Genomic DNA, 22271 nt, shown 5'->3' with positions numbered 1-22271 from the left:
AAAATGTCCGATTTCTCTCCAGAAGCCCCGGTTTATCCGGAAGACGCCACGCTCCAATCACTCATCGGTGCTCCCTCTTCCATACCGACCGACTATGTGCCGACCGGCGACTCCCTGCTCCCCGACGTACCGCTCAACGCTGCGACGGAGGACGACCCACGCGCCGTGCTGCAACGCTACTGGGGCCATCCGGACTTCCGCGGCATCCAGCGCGACATCATTGAGAGCATTCTGAGCGGAAGGGACACCGTGGGACTGATGCCCACGGGCGGTGGGAAAAGCATCACCTTTCAGGTGCCGGCCCTGATGATGGAGGGCACGTGCCTCGTCATCACGCCCCTCATCGCCTTGATGAAGGACCAGGTGGCCAACCTGCGTCAAAGGGGCATCTTGGCCACGGCCATCCACTCGGGCATGTCGCGCAACGACATTCTCCGCGAACTGGACAATGTCATCTTGGGACAATACAAGTTTCTCTACCTCTCGCCCGAACGCATCCACACGGAGATATTCTTGGTCAAACTTCACCAGATGCAGGTGAGTTTCATCACGGTCGACGAGGCGCACTGCATTTCGCAATGGGGGTTCGACTTCCGCCCCTCCTACCTGCAAGTGAGCGCCCTCCGCGCCGAACTGCCCGGCACGCCCATCCTCGCCCTCACTGCAACGGCCACCCCCACCGTGCTCAATGACATTCAGGAACAACTTGGGTTTCGAGAAAAATGCGTGTTCCGTATGAGCTTCGAACGCCCCAACATCAGTTACCAAGTACTCCAAAGCCACGATAAAATCGGCGATTTGGTGCAGTTGCTCCAGACTTCCGAAGGGTCGGCCATTGTCTACACCCGCTCGCGCAGCGGCACGCGCGACACCGCTTTGACCCTTGAGTCCGTGGGCATCTCAGCGCTCTACTACCACGCCGGACTCTCGGCTGCCGACAAGGATGCGCGCCAAGAGGCGTGGCAGACGGGACGCACCCGCGTGATGGTGGCCACCAATGCCTTTGGGATGGGCATCGACAAGGCCGATGTGCGACTGGTCGTTCATCTCGATTTGCCCGATTCCATCGAGGCTTACTTCCAAGAGGCCGGTCGGGCAGGACGCGACGGCCGGCCGGCACGCGCCCTCCTGCTCTACAACGCCCACGACCACCGCCTGCTCGCCCAGCGCATCCCGCAGACATTCCCGGCCAAGGAGCGCATCTATGCCATCTACGACGATGTGGCGTGCTACTACCAGATGGCGGCCGGCGATGGCGAAGGGGCAGTGCTGGAATTTGATTTGGACAAATTCTGCCGCGTCTTCCATCACTTTCCGGTCGTTGTGGTCAATGCCTTCACCATCCTCCAGCGGGCCGGCTATCTCGAATACACCGATGCCGAGGACACTCGCTCGCGCTTGATGATGATCACCCAGCGCGATGCCCTCTACGACTACGACAGCCACAACGAGCGCGCAGAAGCCGTGCTCACAGCCCTGCTGCGGCAGTATTCCGGTCTTTTTTCCGACTATGTCTTCATCGACGAGAGCCTTTTGGGCAAAGCCTGCGGACTCACCGAAGACGAGGTCTACCCCATCCTGATGGACCTCAACCGCGCCCGCATCCTCCACTACATTCCGCGCAAATCGGTGGCGCACATCACCTACCTCTGCCGCCGCATCGAACCCGGTCGCCTGCACCTCTCCTCCGAAGTCTACGAGGAGCGCCTGCGGCAGTTTGAACACCGCATCCACAGTATGCTCCGCTATTGCACCGACAGCGACACCTGTCGCAGCGTGCAGTTGCTCGAATACTTCGACGACCACTCCGCCCACCCTTGCGGCCATTGCGATGTGTGCGACGAAGCCTCGACCCACCTCCACAGCGCGGCCGAAATAGAGCAAATCATCCTCCACACACTGGGCGATGGTGCACCTCATGCCGCCACCGACTTCGGCCTGCGCCACAACGATGCCGAGCTGGCCGGCGAAGTCATCGACCAACTGCTCGACAGCGGCCGGATTGCTTTCCGCCACGGACAGTTTTCACTATGTTGATGAGCAAACCTAAGTTTCTTACATTCTACTCCCTTCCCGTCACCCTATGGTACTCAACTACATCTGGATAGCCTTTTTCGTCATTGCGTTCGTCATTGCGGTGGTGCGCCTCATCGTCTTCGGCGATTTCGAGGTGTTCCCTGCCATCATGAGTTCCACGTTCGACACCGCCAAGACGGCCTTTGAAATCTCCTTGGGACTGACGGGAGTGCTCTCTCTTTGGATGGGCATCATGAAAATCGGAGAAAAGGGCGGTGTGGTCCATGTGCTGGCGCGGTGGCTCTCGCCCGTGTTCCGGCGGCTCTTTCCCGACATCCCCGAGGGACATCCTGTGGTGGGAAACATCTTTATGAACATCGCGGCCAATATGCTTGGGCTGGACAATGCCGCCACGCCGCTCGGGCTCAAAGCCATGGAAGGCTTGCAGGCACTCAACCCGAGGAAAGACACGGCCAGCAACGCTATGATCATGTTTCTCGTGCTCAACACGAGCGGACTCACCATCATTCCCGTTTCGATTATGGTCTACCGCGCCCAGCAGGGAGCCGCCAACCCCACCGATGTGTTCATTCCCATCCTACTGGCCACTTTCTTCTCTACGCTCGCCGGAATCATCGTTACCGCCTTGTTTCAGCGCATCAACCTCCTCAACCGCACCCTCCTCCTCGGATTGGGCGGTGTTTCGCTTGCAGTAGCGGGCATCATTTGGGGATTTGCCTCGCTCGACAGCGTGATGATGAACCGCGTAGGTATCACCTCGGCCAATGTGCTCTTGTTCACTATCATCATTGCTTTCATTCTCGCCGGACTTCGGAAGAAAATCAATGTCTACGAGGCCTTCATCGAAGGTGCAAAAACCGGTTTTGAAACGGCGGTGCGCATCATTCCCTATCTCGTGGCCATTCTCGTAGCCATCGGGGTGTTTCGCGCCAGTGGAGCGATGGACGCTCTGATTGACGGCACAACTTGGCTGGTGGCGCGCACCGGCTACGATGCCCAATGGGTGGGTGCGCTGCCCACGGCACTGATGAAACCGCTCTCCGGATCGGGTGCACGCGGTCTGATGGTCGATGCCATGACCACCTACGGCGCCGACTCCTTCGTGGGACGACTCTCCTGCATCTTCCAGGGGTCTACCGACACCACGTTCTACATCCTCGCCGTCTATTTCGGCAGCGTGGGCATTCGCTACACGCGCCATGCCGTGGCGGCAGGGCTGCTGGCCGACTTGGCCGGCGTGATTTCAGCCATCGGCATCTGCTATTTGTTCTTCGGATAAATCATCTACTTTTTCAATACATCGTTATGAAAACTCCCATCTCTACCGAAAAGGCACCTGCTGCCATCGGTCCCTACTCGCAAGCCATCGAAGCCGGCGGCATGCTTTTCATCAGTGGCCAACTTCCTGTCGATCCCGCTACGGGCGAATTTGCCCAAGGCGGCATTCGCGAATTGACCACCCAGTCGCTCACCAACATGCAGCACATTTTGGCAGAAGCCGGACTGACGCTCGACAATGTGGTGAAGACCACCGTTTTCCTCGCCGACATGGCCGACTTCGCGGCCATGAACGAGGTGTATGCCTCTTTCTTCAAAGCCCCCTTCCCGGCTCGTTCGGCTGTGGCGGTGAAGACACTGCCCAAGGGCGCCCTCGTCGAAATCGAGTGCATCGCTGCTCGCTAACCGCCCTCTTTCCTCCGCCCTATCCTCCTCACGCGCGCGTGCGCGTCCCCTACAATAGTGCGTGTTTTTTGCTTTCACTCCTTCACCCACAAGATAAAGCGCTGATTGTCTTCATCTTGCAGGTGAAGGTTTTTTGATGGATCTGCCCTCACCTGCTTTCACTCCGCCCTCCCAAATGCCGAGCAAAATCGGGGAAGGTGAAGGCAGTGAAGGCAAAAAACGAGGATATGTTGTAGTGTGATGCGCGCGAGAGGACGAAGGGGAAATCCTATCCCTCCCACATCGCCCAGAAACTATAAAACTCCGACCCTATTTCTACCTCCCACCCTCCCCGAAACAACTACCTCAGAGCTAAAATCAACTACCTCCCAGCTGTGTGAAACTACCTCTGAGCTAAATACCCTCTTCTCCACCCTCACCGCACGAAGTGTTAAAATTGAGTTAAAGTCGGGCCTCACCGGCTGATTTGGAGGGTGAGATATCTATATACAAACAGGGGGAACAAAAAAGGGCTGAACCTCTTGACAAGAAGTTCAGCCCGGCAGAAAAATTTTAAGGGAGATTTATTCGAGATAAGTGTAGCCATAGAGACCGGCGCGATAGGTGGAGATGAACTCCTTGCCTTCCTCAATGGTGATTTTGCCTTCGGCGATGGCTTTCGACACCCAACTTTCCAGGCGGCGCACCAAGCGCTTGGGGTCATACTGGACGTATTCCAGCACATCGGCCACCGTTTCGCCGTCGATGGTCTTGTCGATGGTGTAGCCGTCGGGCGACACAGAGATGTGCACGGCGTTGGTGTCGCCGAAGAGGTTGTGCATATTGCCCAAAATCTCTTGGTAAGCGCCCACGAGGAAGACACCGATGTAATACTTCTCACCGTGGCGGAAGGTGTGGAGCGGCACGTAGGCCGTCTGCTGGTTGTGATTGACGTAGGTGGAGATTTTGCCATCCGAGTCGCACGAGATGTCCTGAATGGTGGCGCTGCGCGTGGGACGATCGTCAAGGCGCTGAAGAGGCATGACCGGAAACAGCTGGTCGAGCGCCCAACTGTCGGGTAGCGACTGGAAGAGGGAGAAATTGCAGAAGTATTTCTCCGACATCATCTTGTCGAGCTTGCGCAGTTCGTCGGGGGCGTGCTTGAGGTGATGCACCAGTTCGGCCACTTCGGCACAGATGCTCCAATAGAGGCTTTCGATTTGAGCACGGGTGCGGAGGTCGAGCAGTCCGTGGCGGAAGAGGTCGAGCGCCTCCTCGCGGATGTCCTCGGCATCGTGCCAGTCCTCCAGCATGGAGCGTGTGGAGAGTTTGTCCCAAATGTCGGTGAGGTCGTGCACGAGTTTGTGGTCGTCTTCGGAGGGATGGAAATCCTCACGCATATGGGGCACATCGGAGGTTTCGAGCACTTCGAGCACCAGCACGGAGTGGTGGGCGGTGAGGGAGCGTCCGCCCTCAGTGATGATGTTGGGGTGCGGAATTTCGTTCTTATTGGCCGCCTCAACGAGGGTGTAGACGATGTCGTTGACATACTCCTGCACGGAGTAGTTGACGGAACTTTCGGAGTTGGACGAGCGCGTGCCGTCGTAGTCGACACCGAGACCGCCGCCGCAGTCGACAAACTCGATGTCGAAACCCATCTTGCGGAGCTGAACATAGTATTGCGCCATCTCGCGGAGGGCGCTCGAGATGAGGCGGATTTTGGGGATTTGGCTGCCGATGTGGAAGTGGATGAGTTTCACGCAGTCGCGCAGACCCATCGTTTCGAGGCGGTTGAGAGCTTCGAGGAGTTCGGCACTGTTGAGTCCAAACTTAGAAGCATCGCCGCCGGACGATTCCCATTTGCCTGTGGAGCGGGAAGCGAGCTTGATGCGGATGCCCAAATTGGGGCGCACGCCCATCTTTTCGGCCGTACGGGCAATGATGTCCAGTTCGGGGAGCTTCTCGATGACGAGAAAGACGCGTTTGCCCATCTTCTGCGCCAAGAGGGCGAGTTCGATGAAGTTTTGGTCCTTATGGCCGTTGCAGATGATGAGCGATTCGGTGTCCATGTTGGTGGCCAAGACCGCGTGGAGTTCGGGCTTCGAGCCGCATTCGAGACCGAGGTTGTACTTCTTGCCGTGGGAGATGATTTCCTCCACCACAGGGCGCATCTGATTGACCTTGATGGGATAGATGATGAAGTGCTCGCCTTGGTATTCGTATTCCTTCTCGGCACGCTCAAAGCAGGCCGCGGTTTTCTCAATGCGGTTGTCGAGGATGTCGGGGAAGCGCAGCAGGACAGGCGCAGCGACATCGCGCTCTGCCAGCTCGCGCACCACTTCGTAGAGGTCTACTTGGGTGTTGTCCTTGCGTGGACGGACGTAGGCGTGTCCTTTTTCGTTGATGCCGAAATAGTTGACGCCCCAACCTTTGATGTTGTAAAGCTCCTCGGAGTCTTCAATTCGCCATTTTCTCATTGTGCGGGGATGGTGGGGATGAAAGGGGGTGGATCAGAGATGGGGTAGGATGAGCTGCACGACGTCGTCGACCTTCTCGTAGGAGTCGAGGATGTCGACGTTGATGGTGTGGTGTGCCTTCTGATAGTGGGGCGTGCGTTCGGCCAGTTGCTCTCGCACGAAAAGGTCTAATTCTTCCGGCGTTTTGCCTTTGAGCAAGGGGCGTTCGCCTTTGCTGATTTTCAAGTGTTCGCAGATGGTGTGGGGCGAGGCTTGGAGGTAGAAGGTGTGGGCCACGCTGTTCATGTAGTCCATATTGTCGAAGAAGCAGGGCGTGCCGCCGCCACAAGCCAAGACGATGTTCTCGAACTCGGCCACTTCGTGGAGCATGCGTCGCTCCAAGTCGCGGAAGCGAGCCTCGCCCTCTTCGGCAAAGATTTGAGGAACGCGCTTGCGGAAACGCTCCTCGATGTACCAGTCCAAGTCGTAGAAGGTGCATCCCAAGTGCTTGGCGAGGGCACGGCCGATGGTGGTCTTGCCCACGCACATATATCCAATCAGAACGATACACTTCATAAATTACTTCTTGGCCGCCCGTCGGCGCGTGGTTGTGGGCTTTTTGGCTTCGGCTTCGATGATGGCGCGGCACTCTTCGAGGGTGAGGTCGGCCGCGGTTTCGGCTTTTGCCTTGGGGATTTTGTAGTTCTTGCCTTGATAACTGATGTAAGGACCGAAACGGCCGGAGCGCACTTCGAGTTCGGGGGCTTCGGCAAAGGAGCGCAAGTGGGTCTTGGCCTCGGCCTCGCGCTTTTCGAGGATGAGGGCTGTGGCGCGCTCCAGAGTAATCTCCAGTGGGTCTTCGTCCTTGGGGATGGACACGTATTTGCCGGCGTGCTGCACATAGGGACCGAAGCGACCGGCACCGATTTTGACAACTGTGCCTTCAAACTCACCAACGATGCGGGGAAGTTTGAAGAGGTCGAGGGCCTCTTCGAGGGTAAGGGTGCTCATGCTGAGTTCCTTCGGCAGTTTGGCAAAGCGGGGCTTTTCGCCTTCGTCATCGACGGCACCGAGCTGCACCATCGGGCCGAAACGGCCGATTTTGACACTCACGGGCTTGCCGGTCTTGGGGTCGTCGCCGAGGAGGCGTTCGCCCACGCGGGTTTCGGTGTGTTCGTTCATCACTTGCTCCACGCGAGGGTCGAACTCAGCGTAGAAGTTGCGGATGAGGTCGATCCAATTCTTTTCGCCCTCGGCCACATGGTCGAAATCCTGCTCCACATTGGCAGTGAAGTGGTAGTCCATGATTTCGGGGAAGTTTTGCAGGAGAAAGTCGTTCACCACGATGCCGGTGTCGGTGGGCACTATCTTGCCGCGGTTGCTGCCGTAGTTTTCGGTGCGTGTCTCGCTGGTGAGGCGGTCGGCTTTGAGGGTGAGGAGGGTGTAGGGGCGGGGTGTGCCTTCGCTCTCACCACGGCGCACATATTCGCGCTGCTGGATGGTGGAGATGGTGGGGGCGTAGGTGGAGGGGCGACCGATGCCGAGCTCTTCGAGCTTGTGCACCAAGGAGGCTTCGCTGTAGCGAGCGGGGGCTTGCGAAAAGCGCTCTTGCGCCACGATTTCCTCGCGCGCCAGTTCCTGCCCTTTGTGCATGGGCGGCAGAAGACGGCCTTCGTCGCTCTCGGTGTCGCCGGTGTCTTCGTAGCTCTCCCGATAGACGCGCAAGAAACCGTCGAACTTCACCACTTCGCCGGTGGCCACAAAATGGTAGTCGCTGCCGCTGACGGCGAGGGTGGCGGTGGTTTTCTCCAACTGTGCATCGGCCATCTGGCTGGCGATGGTGCGCTTCCAGATGAGGTCGTAGAGGCGGCACTCCTGGGGCGTACCCTCAATGGTGGTGCGGAACATGTCGGTGGGCCGAATGGCCTCGTGGGCTTCCTGCGCTCCCTTGGCGTGGGTGTGGTAGTTGCGGCGTTTGTGGTAGTTGTCGCCGCCCATGAGCTCGGCGATGACGGGGGCCGCGGTGTCGAGGCAGAGTTTGGAGAGGTTCATCGAGTCGGTACGCATGTAGGTGATGAGCCCTGACTCGTAGAGACTCTGCGCCACACGCATGGTGGCCGAAACGGAGAAGCCGAACTTGCGGGCGGCTTCCTGCTGGAGCGTTGAGGTGGTAAAGGGGGGCGCGGGGGTGCGCTTGGTGGGCTTGGTGCTGATGGCACTGATGGTGAAAGCGGCCTCGCGGCAGTGTTGCAAGAAGGATTCGGCCTCATCGGCGGTGGCGAAGCGATGGTTGAGTTCGGCTTTGAGGGTAGCGGTTTGACCGTTGTCATCGGGCACGGCAAACTGCCCCGCGACGCGATAGGAACTTTCACTTTTGAAGGCTTCGATTTCGCGCTCGCGCTCCACAATGAGGCGCACCGTCACGCTCTGCACACGGCCGGCCGAGAGGTTGGGACGCACCTTGCGCCACAACACGGGCGATAGACGGAAACCCACCAAGCGGTCAAGCACGCGGCGTGCCTGCTGGGCATCGACCAAATTGAGATCGATGGTGCGAGGATGGGCGATGGCTTCGAGGATGGCAGGCTTGGTGATTTCGTGAAACACGATGCGGCGCGCCGTGGCGGGATCGAGCTGGAGCACTTCGGCCAGGTGCCACGAGATGGCTTCTCCCTCGCGGTCTTCATCGGAGGCGAGCCAGATGGTGTTGGCCTTCTTGGCTTGGGTGCGGAGTTCGCTCACCACACGTGCCTTGTCGGTCGGAATTTCATATTCGGGCTGGAACGTCTCGAGGTCGATTCCAAAGTTTTTCTTCTTCAAGTCGCGGATGTGCCCAAAACTGGACATCACCTTGAAATCGTCGCCCAAAAAGCGCTCGATGGTCTTGGCCTTGGCAGGGCTCTCCACGATGACTAAGTTCTTCTGCATAGTTCTCTGATTTGGGTGCAAAATTACGGAGCGCAAGGCAAAGCACCAAAGGTTTTATCTCTTTTTTAAGTTATCCTACGCCTTTACTCTACCGTCCGCAAAGCCAAGGCAGCATCTTCCGCCGCTTCCATCAGTTCGCGCTCGCCGGGTCCTTTGTCGTTGATGCCCACGAGGTGGAGCACACCATGCACGAGCACACGATGCAGTTCCTCGTCATAGGGTTTTCCAAACAGTTCAGCATTGGAGCGTACGGTGTCGAGCGAGATGTAGAGATCGCCCGAGAGGACATTGCCTCGTCCGTAGTCGAAGGTGATGATATCGGTATAGTAGTCGTGCTGCAAGTAGCGGCGGTTGACGTCGAGGATTTCCTCGTCGTTGCAGAACACGTAATTGATGTCGCCCACCACCCGCTGATGACTCTCTGCCACGCGTCCAATCCACTCGGTGACGGTAGTTTGGTCGATGTTGGGCAGGGCGATGGAAAGACTGTTGTAAGTAATCATTGTGTGGGAAGATTATTGACCGAAAAATTGCTCCCAAGCCTGTCCTCCTGCCCTCAGCGCGAGAATTAGAAACAGGAGGAGGTAGAGATTATTGTTCTCCCTGTACAGTTTGACATACGCCGATGTTTTCACCCCCTTACGGCGGCGTTCAAAACGGACACGGTCGTATATTTTCATCAGCAGTCCGATGAGAAAGAGGGGAAAAAGAAAGTAGGAACTCATCAGCAAGAGGAGCTGAAAGGATTAAAGTGTGGTGATTTAGAAAAGCAGCGGTTCATCGGCCGAAGTCATCTCCCGCAAAGGGGTGCGGCCGAGATGCTGGTAGGCCAGTTCCGTCACCTCACGTCCACGCGGAGTGCGACGGATGAAGCCTTCTTTGATAAGGAAAGGCTCGTACACCTCCTCCACCGTACCGGCATCTTCGCCAATGGCGGTGGCAATGGTGGTCACGCCCACCGGTCCGCCCTTAAACTTATCGATGATGGTGGTAAGGATTTTGTTGTCAATCTCGTCCAACCCATAGCGGTCGATATTGAGCGCTTCGAGGGCATAACGGGCAATCTCCAGATCGATCGCTCCGTTGCCTTTGACTTGCGCAAAGTCGCGCACGCGGCGCAACAGGGCGTTAGCAATACGTGGTGTGCCACGGCTGCGGCCGGCAATCTCGGCCGCAGCCTTCGGGTCGATACCCACCGCCAAAAGGTGGGCAGAGCGCAACACGATTTCGCGCAACGTTTGCGCGTCGTAGTATTCCAGGTGGAGGTTGATGCCGAAGCGCGCCCGCAGCGGTGCGGTGAGCAGACCGCTACGCGTGGTGGCGCCCACCAAGGTGAAGGGGTTGAGATCGATTTGGATGGAGCGAGCCGCCGGCCCTTTGTCGATCATGATATCGATGCGGTAGTCCTCCATCGCCGAGTAGAGATATTCCTCCACAACGGGGGAAAGGCGGTGAATTTCGTCGATGAAAAGCACATCGTTCGCTTCGAGCGAAGTGAGCAATCCCGCCAAATCGCCGGGCTTGTCGAGCACCGGACCGGAGGTGAGCTTGAAGCCCACTCCGAGTTCGTTGGCAATGATATTGGAGAGGGTCGTCTTTCCCAAGCCGGGAGGGCCGTGAAGGAGGGTGTGGTCGAGAGGTTCACCGCGCTGTTTGGCCGCTTCGACAAAGACGCGGAGGTTGTCCACCACCTTCGTCTGCCCCGTAAAGTCATCAAACGACAGGGGGCGTAGGGCGTTTTCAAATTCACGTTCGGTGGCGGGCGGCGTGCGCTGTTCGGAGCGGATGTCAAAAGTATCTTCGTTCATCTTTGTCATCGTTGTTCATCAGATTTCAGGAGCGGTCGCATTGGGCGGCTTCGCACACAAATTCTTCTTCATCCTCATGGGCGAGGTCTGTGGCGTGGTAGTTCTTCACCGCACGATAGCGCAACAGGCGCAGCTTCGTCCTCGAACCGATGGGCAGACGCTCCACGCCCAACTGTGTCTTCCGGAAATAAATCCATCGTCCCAGCGCGGGCTGTTCCGTTGCAGGCAGACCGGTGGGAACTGCCGTAACAACCGCCTGCACCTCGTCGCGACAGTCGCATTCGTACTTGATTTCCACTTCGTAGCAGCCCGCAGGTGCTTTCACCCAGTTCAGGCCGTCGTCAGGCACAGGCGTAGGAGAGTCCCCCTCGCTGCTGCACGCCGTCACGACAGCCAGCGTCCCGAGGCTCACAGCGCCCCCCAAGAGAGCAGCCATCAGCACAAAGAAAAAGCGTTTCATAAAGAGCGCAGTAATGTATTATTCAAAAAACGGAGCCAAATCTCAGTTGATTTGACTCCGATGTATCTTATCTATTCCAGAAGATTAAGCGAGCTTGTTGATGTGGAGCATAAGGCTCGACTTGATGTTGCCGGCTTTGTTCTTGTGAATGATGTTGGTCTTGGCGAGCTTGTCGAGCATCTTCTGCACTTTGGGCAGGAGTTCAACAGCAGCGGCTTTGTCAGTAGTAGCGCGGAGCTTGCGAACGGCGTTGCGCATGGTTTTGGCATAATAGCGGTTGTGCAAGCGACGAGTGGCGGTCTGACGAATTCTCTTTACAGATGATTTGTGATTTGCCATTTTATTCTTTACTTTTTTGTTGTTACGAAAAATGAATAGAATTTGACTGCCGGCACTCTTCAGCAGGAGGAAATTAGATCGTCATCCCGACGGTACTGCTTCGGACGTAGCCTTTTTTCAAATAAAGGAAGGGAATCCTTTCGAACTCCCTCCGCGTGTCGTTTTTAATAGTAGTCCCTAGGAGAGTCGAACTCCTCTTTAGAGAATGAAAATCTCTCGTCCTAACCGATAGACGAAGGGACCATTTGCGCTTAGGAATTGACAGCGTCTCACTCGTTGTTCGTGTGGGGCGTTGTTCCCTGTTTGCGAGTGCAAAGGTAGTACCTTTTTTCTTTACAACAAAGAGAAAGGGCTTTTTTTTTGCAAAAAAGTGCTTTTTTCTCGCTTTTCCATCGTTTTTGGTGGCTTTTTGGGGCAGCAACGGCCGCAGCTGTCTTCTTTTTCGTATCTTCGCTTCATGAACGTAAAGTCTCCGATTGTCGTACTGAACACCTTGCGGTATGCCGACGACAAGATCATTGCCGAATGCCTCAGCCGCAGCGAAGGCCGCGTCACTTTCTTGGTGCGCATCTCCCACGCCAAGCGGGCCGCGGTACGCCACAGCCTCTTCCAACCCTTGGCGCTGCTCGAAGCCGAATGGACACCTAAACTCCGCGGCGGGCTCATCTCGCCCAAATCGGTCGTGGTGCTCACGCCCTATGCCGGACTGCACAGCACACCGGTCAAACAGATGGTGGTGCTCTTCCTGAGCGAGGCACTACTCCACATCCTCCGCAACGAGGAAGGCAGCGAACTCCTGTTTGATTTCATCGCCCACAGCTTGGAGTGGTTCGACACGGCCCCGAGCGGCTACGCCAACTTCCACATCGTCTTCCTGATGCGGCTCGCGCGCTTCCTGGGCATCATGCCTTCGCTCGACAGCGCCACCCTGCCCCATTTCGACTTGCTCGAAGGGCAATTTCGCGCCACACCGCCTCCTCACCGCCACTACATCTCGGGGCGGGAGGCCGAAGCCTTTGCCCAGCTCATGCGCATGAACTTCGGCACGATGCAGCTCTTTGCCCTCTCGCGCACGGAGCGGCAGCGCATCCTCTTCCTCATCCTCGAATACTACCGCCTACACCTCCCCGTCTTTCCGGAATTGAGGAGTTTGGAGGTGCTGAGCGAGGTGTTCGACTGAGCGGTTCAGAAGGAAGCACGAAACATAAAGCGGATGCCCCATTTCTGCGTTTTGCCGTAGACCGACTGTGGCTCATTGATATAAGTCACGCGACGCACATACTGCACATGTAGGAGTTTGAAGATATTGTGCACGCCGGCCACCAGCTCCACATAGGGGCGGTTGCGATCCATCACACGACTCTGTTGCTCGTAGACATCATGGTTGAAGCGCGCAGGAAAGTAAAAGAGGTCGGTAACATTGGCATTTTGCGCCAAATAAGGGTTATTCTTGTCGGTCAGTGTCCCCCACAGCGCATTCACTCCGATATATTCACGCCATTTCAGGCGGTGGAGCAAAGGGATGCGATTGAGGATTTTCCCATTCAAATCCCACGAGCCCATAAACGAGACATAGCGGTCGTTCATAAACTCCATGTTCTTGATGAGGTTGAACATCCCATCTTCTTTCACAAACGAGGTGTTGGCCCAAGGCATACAGAGCAGCGGGAAAGGCACGCGATTCCATTGCGCACCGGCTTTGAGATGGGTTTCGATCTTGCCCCACGACTTTACCCACCAACGCTTATAAATCCCCACTTCCGTGTTGTTGTAGGTGTAGTCGCTCCACGCGCCTTTCAGTCCCACAGTGTGCGAGATGCTGAAGATGGGCGCATTGTGGTTGGCACGAATGCGGCGCTGCTTGGTGTTGATATAGGTAGCGCCTGGCTGGTATTCGAGCAACACACTGAAGTCGGATATAGAAATGTCGCGCATATTGCTCGCTGCCGGATTAAACCCTGCCGCTACGTCAGAAGCCGAACCCAACGGCCTCCCCACACCTGCCGCCGTCCCTACGGCCACAGGTTGATAAAAGAGGTGGGCGGTAGGTTCGTTGCGGTCGTGCGCCAATTGGGCTTTGATGCGCAGACCATACTCCCACTCGCGTTCAAAGAAGAGACGAAAGTTTTCGTTATACATCATGTGATCGACCTTCGTCCATTTTGCCGCCAAGAACACATTGTCTTTGTCGGTGGGTAGGTGGAAATCCGAAGGCGACATCACATCGTTGGTGTAAGAGAAGACCAAGCGGCTCACAGGATATTCGCGCGGCAGATAGCGCTTGCTCAGAAACGAGTAGGTCACTTCGCCCATCCCCTTCCAGCGGCGATCTTTGAAACCATAAGCGCCATAGCCGCGGAAGAACCAGTGCGGACTCAAGTTGGCCGTGGTTTGTGCCGAAAGACGCAGGCGCAATCCGTCCACGTCGTTGCCCGTGATGGTCGTATTGACCGGCCCGAAATCGAGTTTGGAGGGATGCTTGGGGTCGAGAGAGGTTTCGACAAAGTTTTCGATAAAGGCCTTGGCCGTCCAGATGATGGGTTTCACCCCTCGGATGTTCTGGATGCGGCGAATAAAGAGGTCCATCTGCGTTTCCGATTGCGTGAGCCTCTCGGTGCGATGGGCGTCCCAAAAACTCTCTTCCTGCATCTGCGCGTCGGCGAGCGTGCGGGTCTTTCCGCGGAAGTTGAAGCGCACATCAGGGATGGAGTCGAAGGCAAAGTTGGTGTAGTGGGTGGTGCGCTTCACCTGAAATTTCTGAATACCTTCGGCCACTTTGAGCACCACGAGCATGTTGTCCTTCGTGAGCACCTGCTCGCCCGTGGACAGTTCTTCAAAACTCTGTTCGATTTTCATCAGTTCCACAAAATTGACACCGGTGTGCACCGGCACCCCCATCACCACTTTCTTCACCCGATAAGTCGAGTCGGCCGTCACATAGAGTTCGCCCGCAAATCCAAAATCCTGCGCATTGTTGGGCGTAAACTGCACCTCGATGCACTTTGTCCCCTCCACATAGGTGGTGTCGGCCAGAAAATAGCGGTAAAAACCAATGGCATCGGTCGAGGAAAGCGGAGAGATGAACTGATATTGCAGCAGTCGCACGTTGTTCTCGTAGAGGTTCACCTCGGTGAAGGCATCTTTGAGCATGGTGTTGATTGCATCGCCCGTATTGATGAGTTCGTTGATGCCCTCGGAACGTTGCCCCACCACAATTTGCTTGGCCGTATTGTCACGCTTGCGGTAGATTTGCTCCGTCACGGTTTCGTCCACCGTGAGCGGCAGGATGAGTTTTCCGGTTTCGGGCGACCGCTCCACGTGATTTTTCAAGAAAGGCATCCGTTTGAACTGTCCTTCCTCAAAAACACGTGGCGTCACATCGCTCAACGCAAAATTAAGTTTGTTGTACTGCACCACCGAATAATAGTCGTGCTGCCGCAAATCGCTGTTCTTTTTGGCAGCAATCACCTTTTTCATCAATTCTACGGCAGGATTGTTCTTGCGCGAATACTTCTCCTTACGCCCCACCACTTTGGCTTCGGCTATCCCCAAATCGGCAGGAGTGAGGCGCACGATGAGCGAGTCGGTGCCTTTCACGCGGGTGGCATAGGCTTCATAGCCCACCGACGACACCCGCAAGCGCGCTCCGCTCCGGAAGGCGATGGAGAATCGCCCCTCGGCATCGGTCTGCACGCCGCGGCCACCGTCGTAGAAAACGTTGACAAAAGGTAGGGCTTCTCCCGTCTTGGCGTCGAGCACACGCCCCGGCAGGCGCTGTGCGGAGAGGGTGAATATCGTCCCCAAGAGGAGCAAGAAAAGCGTGTAAAGTCGTTTCATGTCGTGAACAAAGTATTGAGAGCACAAAGATACAAAAAACTTTTTCCAAGCGTTTAGTTTTACCGTAAAACCCTTTTCTTTTTTCGTTTCTTTATGAAAGTCCCCATGTCTCCCTCCTCGTTTTAGAAGATTGGTTGGATAAATCCCGCGATTTCAGCCACGTGGCAAGCGGCGCTCTGTCATGAGTGGGGGCTTACCGATGGGCGTCTCCTTCGGAGGCGTTCCGCTCGGTATTGGACCTACCGTAGGTTCGTCGGGCAAGCCCTCCTCGCCTACGGCTATTGGGAGAAGCCCCCTATTTACATATAGACATCTCACCGGCCAAAAACGCCGGAGGTCCCCGATTTTAACACAGATTTAACACTTTCGGCGACAGCACTGCCGACCCTTCTCCCCTCCGTGCCAGACAGATTTACCTCAGAGGTAGTTTCATTTACCTCAGAGCCGCGCCAAACTACCTCCCATTTCGTTTTGCCCCCTCCCCATTGCCCGGCTTTCACGTGGGGTGCACACTCTGCTCCTCATGTTCCGTCCTCGCGCGCATTCCCGCGCGCATCACACTACAAGAGTTCTTGTTTTTTGCCTTCACTGCCTTCACCCGTTTGGGCAAGTCCCTCTACACCAAGAGGAAAAGCAGGTGAGCATCGGCCGGCATCGCCAAGGGAGGGGTGAAGGCAAAGTGCAAATTGCCTTCACCCATAACCCACTATAAAAGAAAACGTTAAGCATCCTGGTGAAGGAGTGAAGGCTTTTTGCACACCCTATATAGGGTATACGCGCGTGCGCGCGAGAAACAAAAGAACTAACATTTCTCAAAAACTTTTTCAAAAAATCTCGATTTATTTGGTCAATCAGACTGTTTTTCTTAAGTTTGCAGCACACCCCTAAAATCTTCCGCCTTATAAAAAAAGATTTTTCCTTCTTGCTCTCGCGGCAGTAGATTCTATCTCTACTCCTACCAGTGAAATCACGGTCAGATGCTGTGATAACAGTGTTCATCGTTTTTATGCCGTTTCCCCAGAAGCCTTTCGACAAAGTGGAGCTACGGAAAAAGAAGTTCAAAAGTATATAGATGGCCTTGCCCAAGATGCTTGTGGACAACCAGGTTGTCATATTAGTTTCGGACTTTCTCACATCAAAGACATTCACACCGTCGGTAGAGAGTAAAATAGCACATAGCGCTTGCGAGGAAAATTCACAAGCGCTATGTGTCTCTTTTAATGCAAACATTTCAAACAAGAATAGTTTATGTCTCTCAAAAAAATTATTCTTTTTATTGCATGCTTTCCCTATCTTCTCTGGGGTCAAGGCGTTATATTAGATAGCAAAACACGCAGCCTTCCTGCTAATATTGAAAAGGCAGACACATTAGACAAGAACATCCAATTAGAAGTTTTCTATCAACAAACAGATATAGACACTGTTTTAAAAGCAACAATCACCTATCCACTTGTCCTAAGTATTGGAGAAAAATTCTGCTCTTATCGTTCTTATTGTTCCTATCGACAAGATTCCTTGTGCGTGATTAAGAAAGCACCAACTGTGGGTGAAGTAACGGACGTGTATAATCTCTTCCGTGACTCCTACCATCATCAATTAATCCGCAATATCAGACGCAATTTGTTCATCGAAAGTTTTTCAGTCTTCCCCTCTCGCTATCGTTGTCTGGATAGTACGGCAGTGTTCCAGTGGACGCTGCTTCCCGACACGGCTACCGTGTGCGGTTATCTCTGCCACAAAGCCACGGGACCCTTTCGCGGACACGTCTGGACAGCATGGTGGAGCGATGAAATCCCCATTGATGCCGGGCCGTGGAAACTGCAAGGCTTGCCGGGACTGATTCTGAAAGCACAAGACGACAAGGGGATGCACCACATTGAAGCGACGAGCATACGCTCCCCCAAACTCCACTTTGCAGCAATGTCTACCCATCACTGGCGAAAAGTGACACGTGAAGCAGCACTCAAAGCCATCTATGAAGACGCCACCCACCCGGGAGCAGGTATGGTCGCCGCCGGGCTGATTGAAAAGAAAGAGCCCGAAGCCAATGCCAAAAAGAGACGCCACTTCTACTCGCCCTACGAGGAAGAATAACCCCTTCATAAAAGAATCTCCGAACAAACACCACCATGCTAAAAAAACTCTTTATTCTTTTTGTGCTCCTCTGCCCTTCTATTTTATGGGCACAAGGTTTTATTTCCGAGGAAGGAAGAAATAGTCCATCCAATCCGGAAAAGAAAGACACGTTAGATAAAAATATCCGATTGGAAGTTTTCTATCTGCAAACTGATGTAGACACGGTCATTCCATCAACACAAGCAAACCCGATGGTCTTAGGCATTGGGGAGTCCTTTATGACTTACCGCTCTTATGGTGCCTATCGGCGAGACTCCCTTTATGTGGCAAAAGGGAAGACGCCCACTTGGGGGGAGGTACTTGATTTAGATTTCATATACCCCAACACCCCCAACTATCATTTGGTGCGCAATCTCAAAAGTAAAATGCTCACCGAAAGCTTTTCAGTCTTCCCCTCTCGCTATCGTTGTCTGGACAGTACGGCAGTGTTCCAGTGGACGCTGCTGCCCGACACGGCCACCGTGTGCGGCTATCTCTGCCACAAAGCCACGGCACCCTTTCGCGGACGCGTCTGGACAGTGTGGTGGAGCGACGAAATCCCCATTGATGCCGGGCCGTGGAAACTGCAAGGCTTGCCGGGGTTGATCCTGAAAGCACAAGACGACAAGGGAATGCACCACATTGAAGCGACGAGCATACACGCGCCAAGAATAAAGTTCCTCACAATATCCCTCCATCGTTGGCGGAAAGTGACGCGTGAGGCAGCGCTCAAAGCCATTTATGAAGACGCCACCCACCCGGGGGCAGGTATGGTAGCCGCCGGACTGATTGAAAAGAAAGAACCCGAAGCCAATGCCAAAAAGAGACGCATCTTCTACTCGCCCTACGAGGATTTCTAAATGGAGACATCGAGCGTTTTCGCTCGAAAGATTGACGGCAAAAGTAGTGGGATAGACACTTTATTGATAACAGTCGCTGAAAGCGAAACCTTTGAATAACCCCACGTTCTCCTGGGGTAGAAATCTATCCGCAAGCCTGCTGACTGGATGTCAGCCCGATTTCGTTTCAAATATATTTTCAACAAGTAGATGCTCAAACCCCTACTTCTCCTATTACTCCTGCTGCTTCCCGGCTTGGGGCACGGACAGACACTGCTGACAGGGACGGTGCGCGACAGCGAAGGCGCTCCCCTGCCGGCAGTGATTGTTCGCGCCTATGCCCAAGGGGCAAAAGAAAAGAAGGTGGGCTTATTTCACCAAAACCTTAACCCCATTCACGATATACAAACCGGGGCGGGAGGGCGTTGTGCGGCGGCCGGAGAGGTCATACACGGCATGATGTTGGGCAGACGCCAAGGGCACCGCCTCCACCGCCGAAGGAGCACCATACACATAGCGGATGGTGAGGTGTCCCGAAACAGACTTCAACTGCTCAACAGGCCCTTCCACCGACACCAACTCTCTACCTTCAACGACAGGTGCGACCAGCGTGTAAGCACTGCCGGCAGGAACGATGGCCACTTGTTGAGAGAGAATGGTACCTTCTCCGGCAGATACGGCCGAAACCGTAACGCTGAAATAAGGTTTGACGAAATAGCGATGCAGGCGATAAGGATGACCGTAAGTGTGCCAACCCGTCATGAAACCTTCGGCACCATCCCAATACTGGCGATTGCTCCCCTGCACTTTCCAAGTCTCCTTATCCGCATTGAGCGTGAAGTTGAACAAGCCGGCATTGTTGGAAAGGAGAATGCGTCCCGACTGCACCATTTCAGGCAGATACTTATCGAGAAGCTCGTTTTTCACCTTCCAACGCGCACCGCTTTTTTCGAGCGTCCATGTAAAGTAGGGCGTGGCCTCGCCTTGGGCAAGGCGCCCTTGCATCACTTGTTGGGTGGTGGGATTGACATTGCGAAAACCAGCACGCTTGGGGTCATTGACTGCGGTGTCATAGATGACAAAACTATGACCATCTTCCAACTGCCCCACCGGTTCGGCCACTGCTTTCACCCCCGAATAGGCTTCGGTTTCGTACGTCATCTTCAAGTGGCGGTCGGCAGTAGGGGTAACTGCCACCCCCTCGGCAGGAACATCTTTCGGCGTGTAGTAATCAAACTTTGGGGCTTTCACCATCAAGGTTTCCCCAACAGGCACGCTGAGCGTGTCGCGCAGGAGCAGGCCACCGCGCGTGTCTTCACAAGAGCGGTAAATGAGATAGGCGGCGCGCTCATAAGTCAAAGCAAGGGTTACATCTTCGGTCGATGACACCTCTGTGGGCAGAGGGGTTTTCAGCACATAGCCGGGGAATGTGGGGGCTGCCGAAAGGGGAGTGCCTTTCTCCGTAAATTCTTTGAGGGTGGCGAGCGCTTTACCTTCGGTGTCTTGGCAGACGAAGGTCACGATGCGCGCAGGAATCAACTGCCAAGCTGCTCCCTGCGGACGAACGGCATTGCCCAGCCCTTCCTTGTTGCCGGCACTGATGATGCCCGAAAGAGCGGGCGAGGTGTGGGGAACGGGGAAAAGATTTTTACCCGACGCGGCGATGGTGAAATCCTTATGCTTCGGATTGTAGGTCAGCATCAGTTCCGCTGCTGCACCGAACGAGAGGGGATAACCCAGACGGTCGAGGGCTTCAGAAGCGGGAGCGCCGATACTGCGATGGGTAGTGGCATTTTTCAAACGAAGGGTCAGATTGCGTTTCGTGGCATCATAGGGGTGCACGAGGTTCACCATCCAACCGATGTTGGCGCGGCGGTCGGCGGTATGCTGCGGGTAGGCAGAGTTGCCATTGTCGGCCAACGCGGTACCCTTGAACGCCTCCACCGCACAGCGAACAATGTAGGTTTTACCTTCTTCAGGCATCACGGCAGGAGGCGTGTTGTCGGCCGGAGGTTCGGGTACATTAGTGGTGCGCAGGTAGTTACGGCCGTACTGATAGCCGTTGTAGTTGAGCATGGTGGTGTCGGCACGCATACGTTCCACAAAACGATCGAAATTGCGGAGGCTCTGCGGCGTCCATCCGGCTTCGGCCACCGCCATCAAGCGAGGGAAAGCGAGATATTCCAACACGTCATCGGTACCGACGTGTTCCGTCCAAAATGTACCTTGGATGCCGAGGGTGTAATGGTTGGAGAAAGGTACGTGGTTGTACACCGACTTCAGGTCGTCGCTGCCATTACCGGGAAGCGACTGTTCCCAAGGCGCTTGGCCGGGTTGGCGGTTGATGTAGTAGCCGAACTGCGGGGTGTAGACATGGGGCATCTTCAACTGCGTGGCTTTGGCCGCGGCATTGGCCGCTCCCGTCCAGCAATAGACGGTCGCTCCGGTCTTTTCCATAATTTTCAGGTCGGAACCGGCAGCGGTGATGGCCTCGTTCCAGACGGCCAATTTGCGTCCACGCGCTCTGACGTGTTCGTCCATGGCTTTGATGAAGTGGCTTTGCAACTGACGATAGGAGTTCAGTCCGAGTTTCTTGTACTGCGCTTGACACTGTGCATTGTGCTCCCACGCACCGGTGGGACATTCGTCACCGCCGATATGGATGGTGGTGGAAGGAAAAATGTCCATCAGCTCGGTGAGAATGTTTTTGGCAAACTGCACCGCTTGGGGGTTAGCGACATTCAACACATTACTCGACACGCCTCCATGCGTCCAAACGGCAGGAGCGGCATCGGGGTTGCACGAGTATTCGGGATAAGAAGCCATGGCCGCCACAAAGTGGCCGGGCATATCAATTTCGGGAACGATTTCAATGTGGCGGTCGGCAGCGTAAGCCACGATGTCGCGCAACTCATCCTGCGTGTAGAAGTAGGGGCCGTATTGCGCATTCGTCCAGTAGGCACCGTGATACATGGCGGTGATGTAGGTGTTGGCTGCCACCGAACCCACACGCGTGAGTTCGGGATACTGCTTCACTTCCCAACGCCAACCCTGATCGTCGGTCAGGTGGAAGTGGAACACGTTCATCTTGTAGGCCGCCATCACATCGAGGATGCGCTTCACTTCGGCCACAGAGAAAAAGTGGCGGCTCACATCGAGCATGAAACCGCGGTATTTGAAGCGCGGTGAGTCGGTGATGGTCAGACAGGGCAACGTATAGGTGGTCACCTTCGCGTCTTTCACACCGGCCATGATGCAGGCCGGCAGCATTTTCTTGATACTCACCAATCCGTAATAAAATCCTTTCCGAGTGGCACTTTCGAGGGTGATGCCGTCGCGGGTGATGGTCAGCCCATAGCCTTCCGTGCCCAGTGTCTTTTTCAAATCGGCGTTCAGGCGCAGCACAAGCGTTGCCCCAGTTCCGTTGGGGGAAGCCACGGCCTCCACTCCCGTAGCCGCTCGGTTGAAGTCGGCCACAAACTTATTGATTTCACCAACAATGCTGTCGCCCAGCGCATCTCCTCCCACCACAAAGCGTTGGGGAAGCCTCAACGTGCCCTGCCCCATCTTGAGGGTCTTAGGATAAGGGGTGAGATTGACAAACTCTGACGCGCCGCCTCTCAAAGGCAGGAACATCAGCAGAACGACAAAGAAGGGAATCATGTGTTTTCTTACCATAATCAGAATACGTATAAAGGTGGGATAAAATGAATTTCGAGCACAAAGATAGTATTTTTTTCAAAAACACGCACAACCTGTGGAGAGATGCCCATCAAACAGAAGGTTGCCC

At 55.2% G+C, this 22271-nt stretch carries 15 protein-coding genes and 1 tRNA gene; 6 read left to right on the top strand and 10 right to left on the bottom strand.

Features of this window, described 5'->3' with window-relative positions; all coding sequences use genetic code 11:
• The first annotated feature begins 3 nt into the window (after window positions 1-3).
• Genes H8527_RS06675 through H8527_RS06665 form a run of 3 tightly spaced genes read left to right on the top strand, consistent with a single transcriptional unit; the run spans window position 4 to window position 3720 of the window.
• Window positions 4-2037, top strand: a complete 2034-nt coding sequence (locus H8527_RS06675) for an ATP-dependent DNA helicase RecQ (RefSeq protein WP_187546711.1) — start codon at window positions 4-6, stop codon at window positions 2035-2037.
• 46 nt (window positions 2038-2083) lie between these two features.
• Window positions 2084-3316, top strand: a complete 1233-nt coding sequence (locus H8527_RS06670) for a nucleoside recognition domain-containing protein (RefSeq protein WP_187546710.1) — start codon at window positions 2084-2086, stop codon at window positions 3314-3316.
• Window positions 3317-3342: 26 nt separating this feature from the next.
• The gene (locus tag H8527_RS06665) at window positions 3343-3720 is read left to right on the top strand and encodes a RidA family protein (RefSeq protein WP_187546708.1); all 378 of its coding nucleotides are present in this window, start codon (window positions 3343-3345) and stop codon (window positions 3718-3720) included.
• Between the two features lie 563 nt (window positions 3721-4283).
• Here the strand turns inward: H8527_RS06665 and speA are convergent.
• From speA to H8527_RS06625, 8 genes are all read right to left on the bottom strand, one after another.
• Entirely contained in the window at window positions 4284-6176 is a 1893-nt protein-coding gene (gene speA, locus H8527_RS06660; RefSeq protein WP_187546706.1) for a biosynthetic arginine decarboxylase, read from the bottom strand.
• 33 nt (window positions 6177-6209) lie between these two features.
• Window positions 6210-6731, bottom strand: a complete 522-nt coding sequence (locus tag H8527_RS06655) for a shikimate kinase (protein ID WP_187546704.1) — start codon at window positions 6729-6731, stop codon at window positions 6210-6212.
• 3 nt (window positions 6732-6734) lie between these two features.
• The gene (gene topA / locus H8527_RS06650; protein ID WP_187546703.1) at window positions 6735-9083 is read right to left on the bottom strand and encodes a type I DNA topoisomerase; all 2349 of its coding nucleotides are present in this window, start codon (window positions 9081-9083) and stop codon (window positions 6735-6737) included.
• Between the two features lie 83 nt (window positions 9084-9166).
• Window positions 9167-9586 (bottom strand): rRNA maturation RNase YbeY, encoded by a 420-nt coding sequence (gene ybeY, locus H8527_RS06645; RefSeq protein ID WP_187546701.1) that lies wholly within the window; start codon window positions 9584-9586, stop codon window positions 9167-9169.
• Window positions 9587-9844: 258 nt separating this feature from the next.
• Window positions 9845-10891 (bottom strand): Holliday junction branch migration DNA helicase RuvB, encoded by a 1047-nt coding sequence (gene ruvB / locus H8527_RS06640; RefSeq protein WP_187546694.1) that lies wholly within the window; start codon window positions 10889-10891, stop codon window positions 9845-9847.
• Window positions 10892-10916: 25 nt separating this feature from the next.
• Window positions 10917-11351 carry a hypothetical protein gene (locus H8527_RS06635; protein WP_187546692.1) on the bottom strand — a complete coding sequence of 145 codons (435 nt, stop codon included), beginning with the start codon at window positions 11349-11351 and terminating at the stop codon, window positions 10917-10919.
• A gap of 84 nt (window positions 11352-11435) precedes the next feature.
• A complete protein-coding gene (rpsT, locus tag H8527_RS06630) occupies window positions 11436-11690 on the bottom strand; it encodes a 30S ribosomal protein S20 (RefSeq protein WP_187546690.1) in 255 nt (84 codons plus the stop codon).
• 171 nt (window positions 11691-11861) lie between these two features.
• Window positions 11862-11933: transfer RNA gene (locus tag H8527_RS06625), tRNA-Glu, on the bottom strand.
• Between the two features lie 214 nt (window positions 11934-12147).
• Between H8527_RS06625 and H8527_RS06620 the strand changes: the two genes are divergently transcribed.
• Window positions 12148-12870, top strand: coding sequence for a DNA repair protein RecO (locus H8527_RS06620; RefSeq protein WP_187546688.1), 723 nt, complete (start codon window positions 12148-12150; stop codon window positions 12868-12870).
• Between the two features lie 5 nt (window positions 12871-12875).
• On the opposite strand, the gene H8527_RS06615 is transcribed toward H8527_RS06620, so the two are convergent.
• Complete coding sequence (locus H8527_RS06615) at window positions 12876-15527, bottom strand: DUF5686 family protein (protein ID WP_187546687.1); 2652 nt, start codon at window positions 15525-15527, stop codon at window positions 12876-12878.
• 1248 nt (window positions 15528-16775) lie between these two features.
• Here H8527_RS06615 and H8527_RS06610 point away from each other — a divergent pair.
• Together H8527_RS06610 and H8527_RS06605 are read left to right on the top strand one after the other, a co-directional pair.
• Window positions 16776-17621 carry a GLPGLI family protein gene (locus tag H8527_RS06610; protein ID WP_187546685.1) on the top strand — a complete coding sequence of 282 codons (846 nt, stop codon included), beginning with the start codon at window positions 16776-16778 and terminating at the stop codon, window positions 17619-17621.
• 35 nt (window positions 17622-17656) lie between these two features.
• Window positions 17657-18502 carry a GLPGLI family protein gene (locus H8527_RS06605; protein ID WP_187546683.1) on the top strand — a complete coding sequence of 282 codons (846 nt, stop codon included), beginning with the start codon at window positions 17657-17659 and terminating at the stop codon, window positions 18500-18502.
• A gap of 348 nt (window positions 18503-18850) precedes the next feature.
• On the opposite strand, the gene H8527_RS06600 is transcribed toward H8527_RS06605, so the two are convergent.
• Complete coding sequence (locus tag H8527_RS06600; protein WP_187546682.1) at window positions 18851-22144, bottom strand: beta-N-acetylhexosaminidase; 3294 nt, start codon at window positions 22142-22144, stop codon at window positions 18851-18853.
• Window positions 22145-22271: the final 127 nt, after the last annotated feature.

Origin of the sequence: Alloprevotella sp. Lung230 (assembly GCF_014385435.1) — a bacterium.
Classification (GTDB): Bacteria; Bacteroidota; Bacteroidia; order Bacteroidales; family Bacteroidaceae; genus Alloprevotella.
Note: the sequence above shows the minus strand (reverse complement) of the source record. Positions and strands in the feature narration are given on the sequence as shown.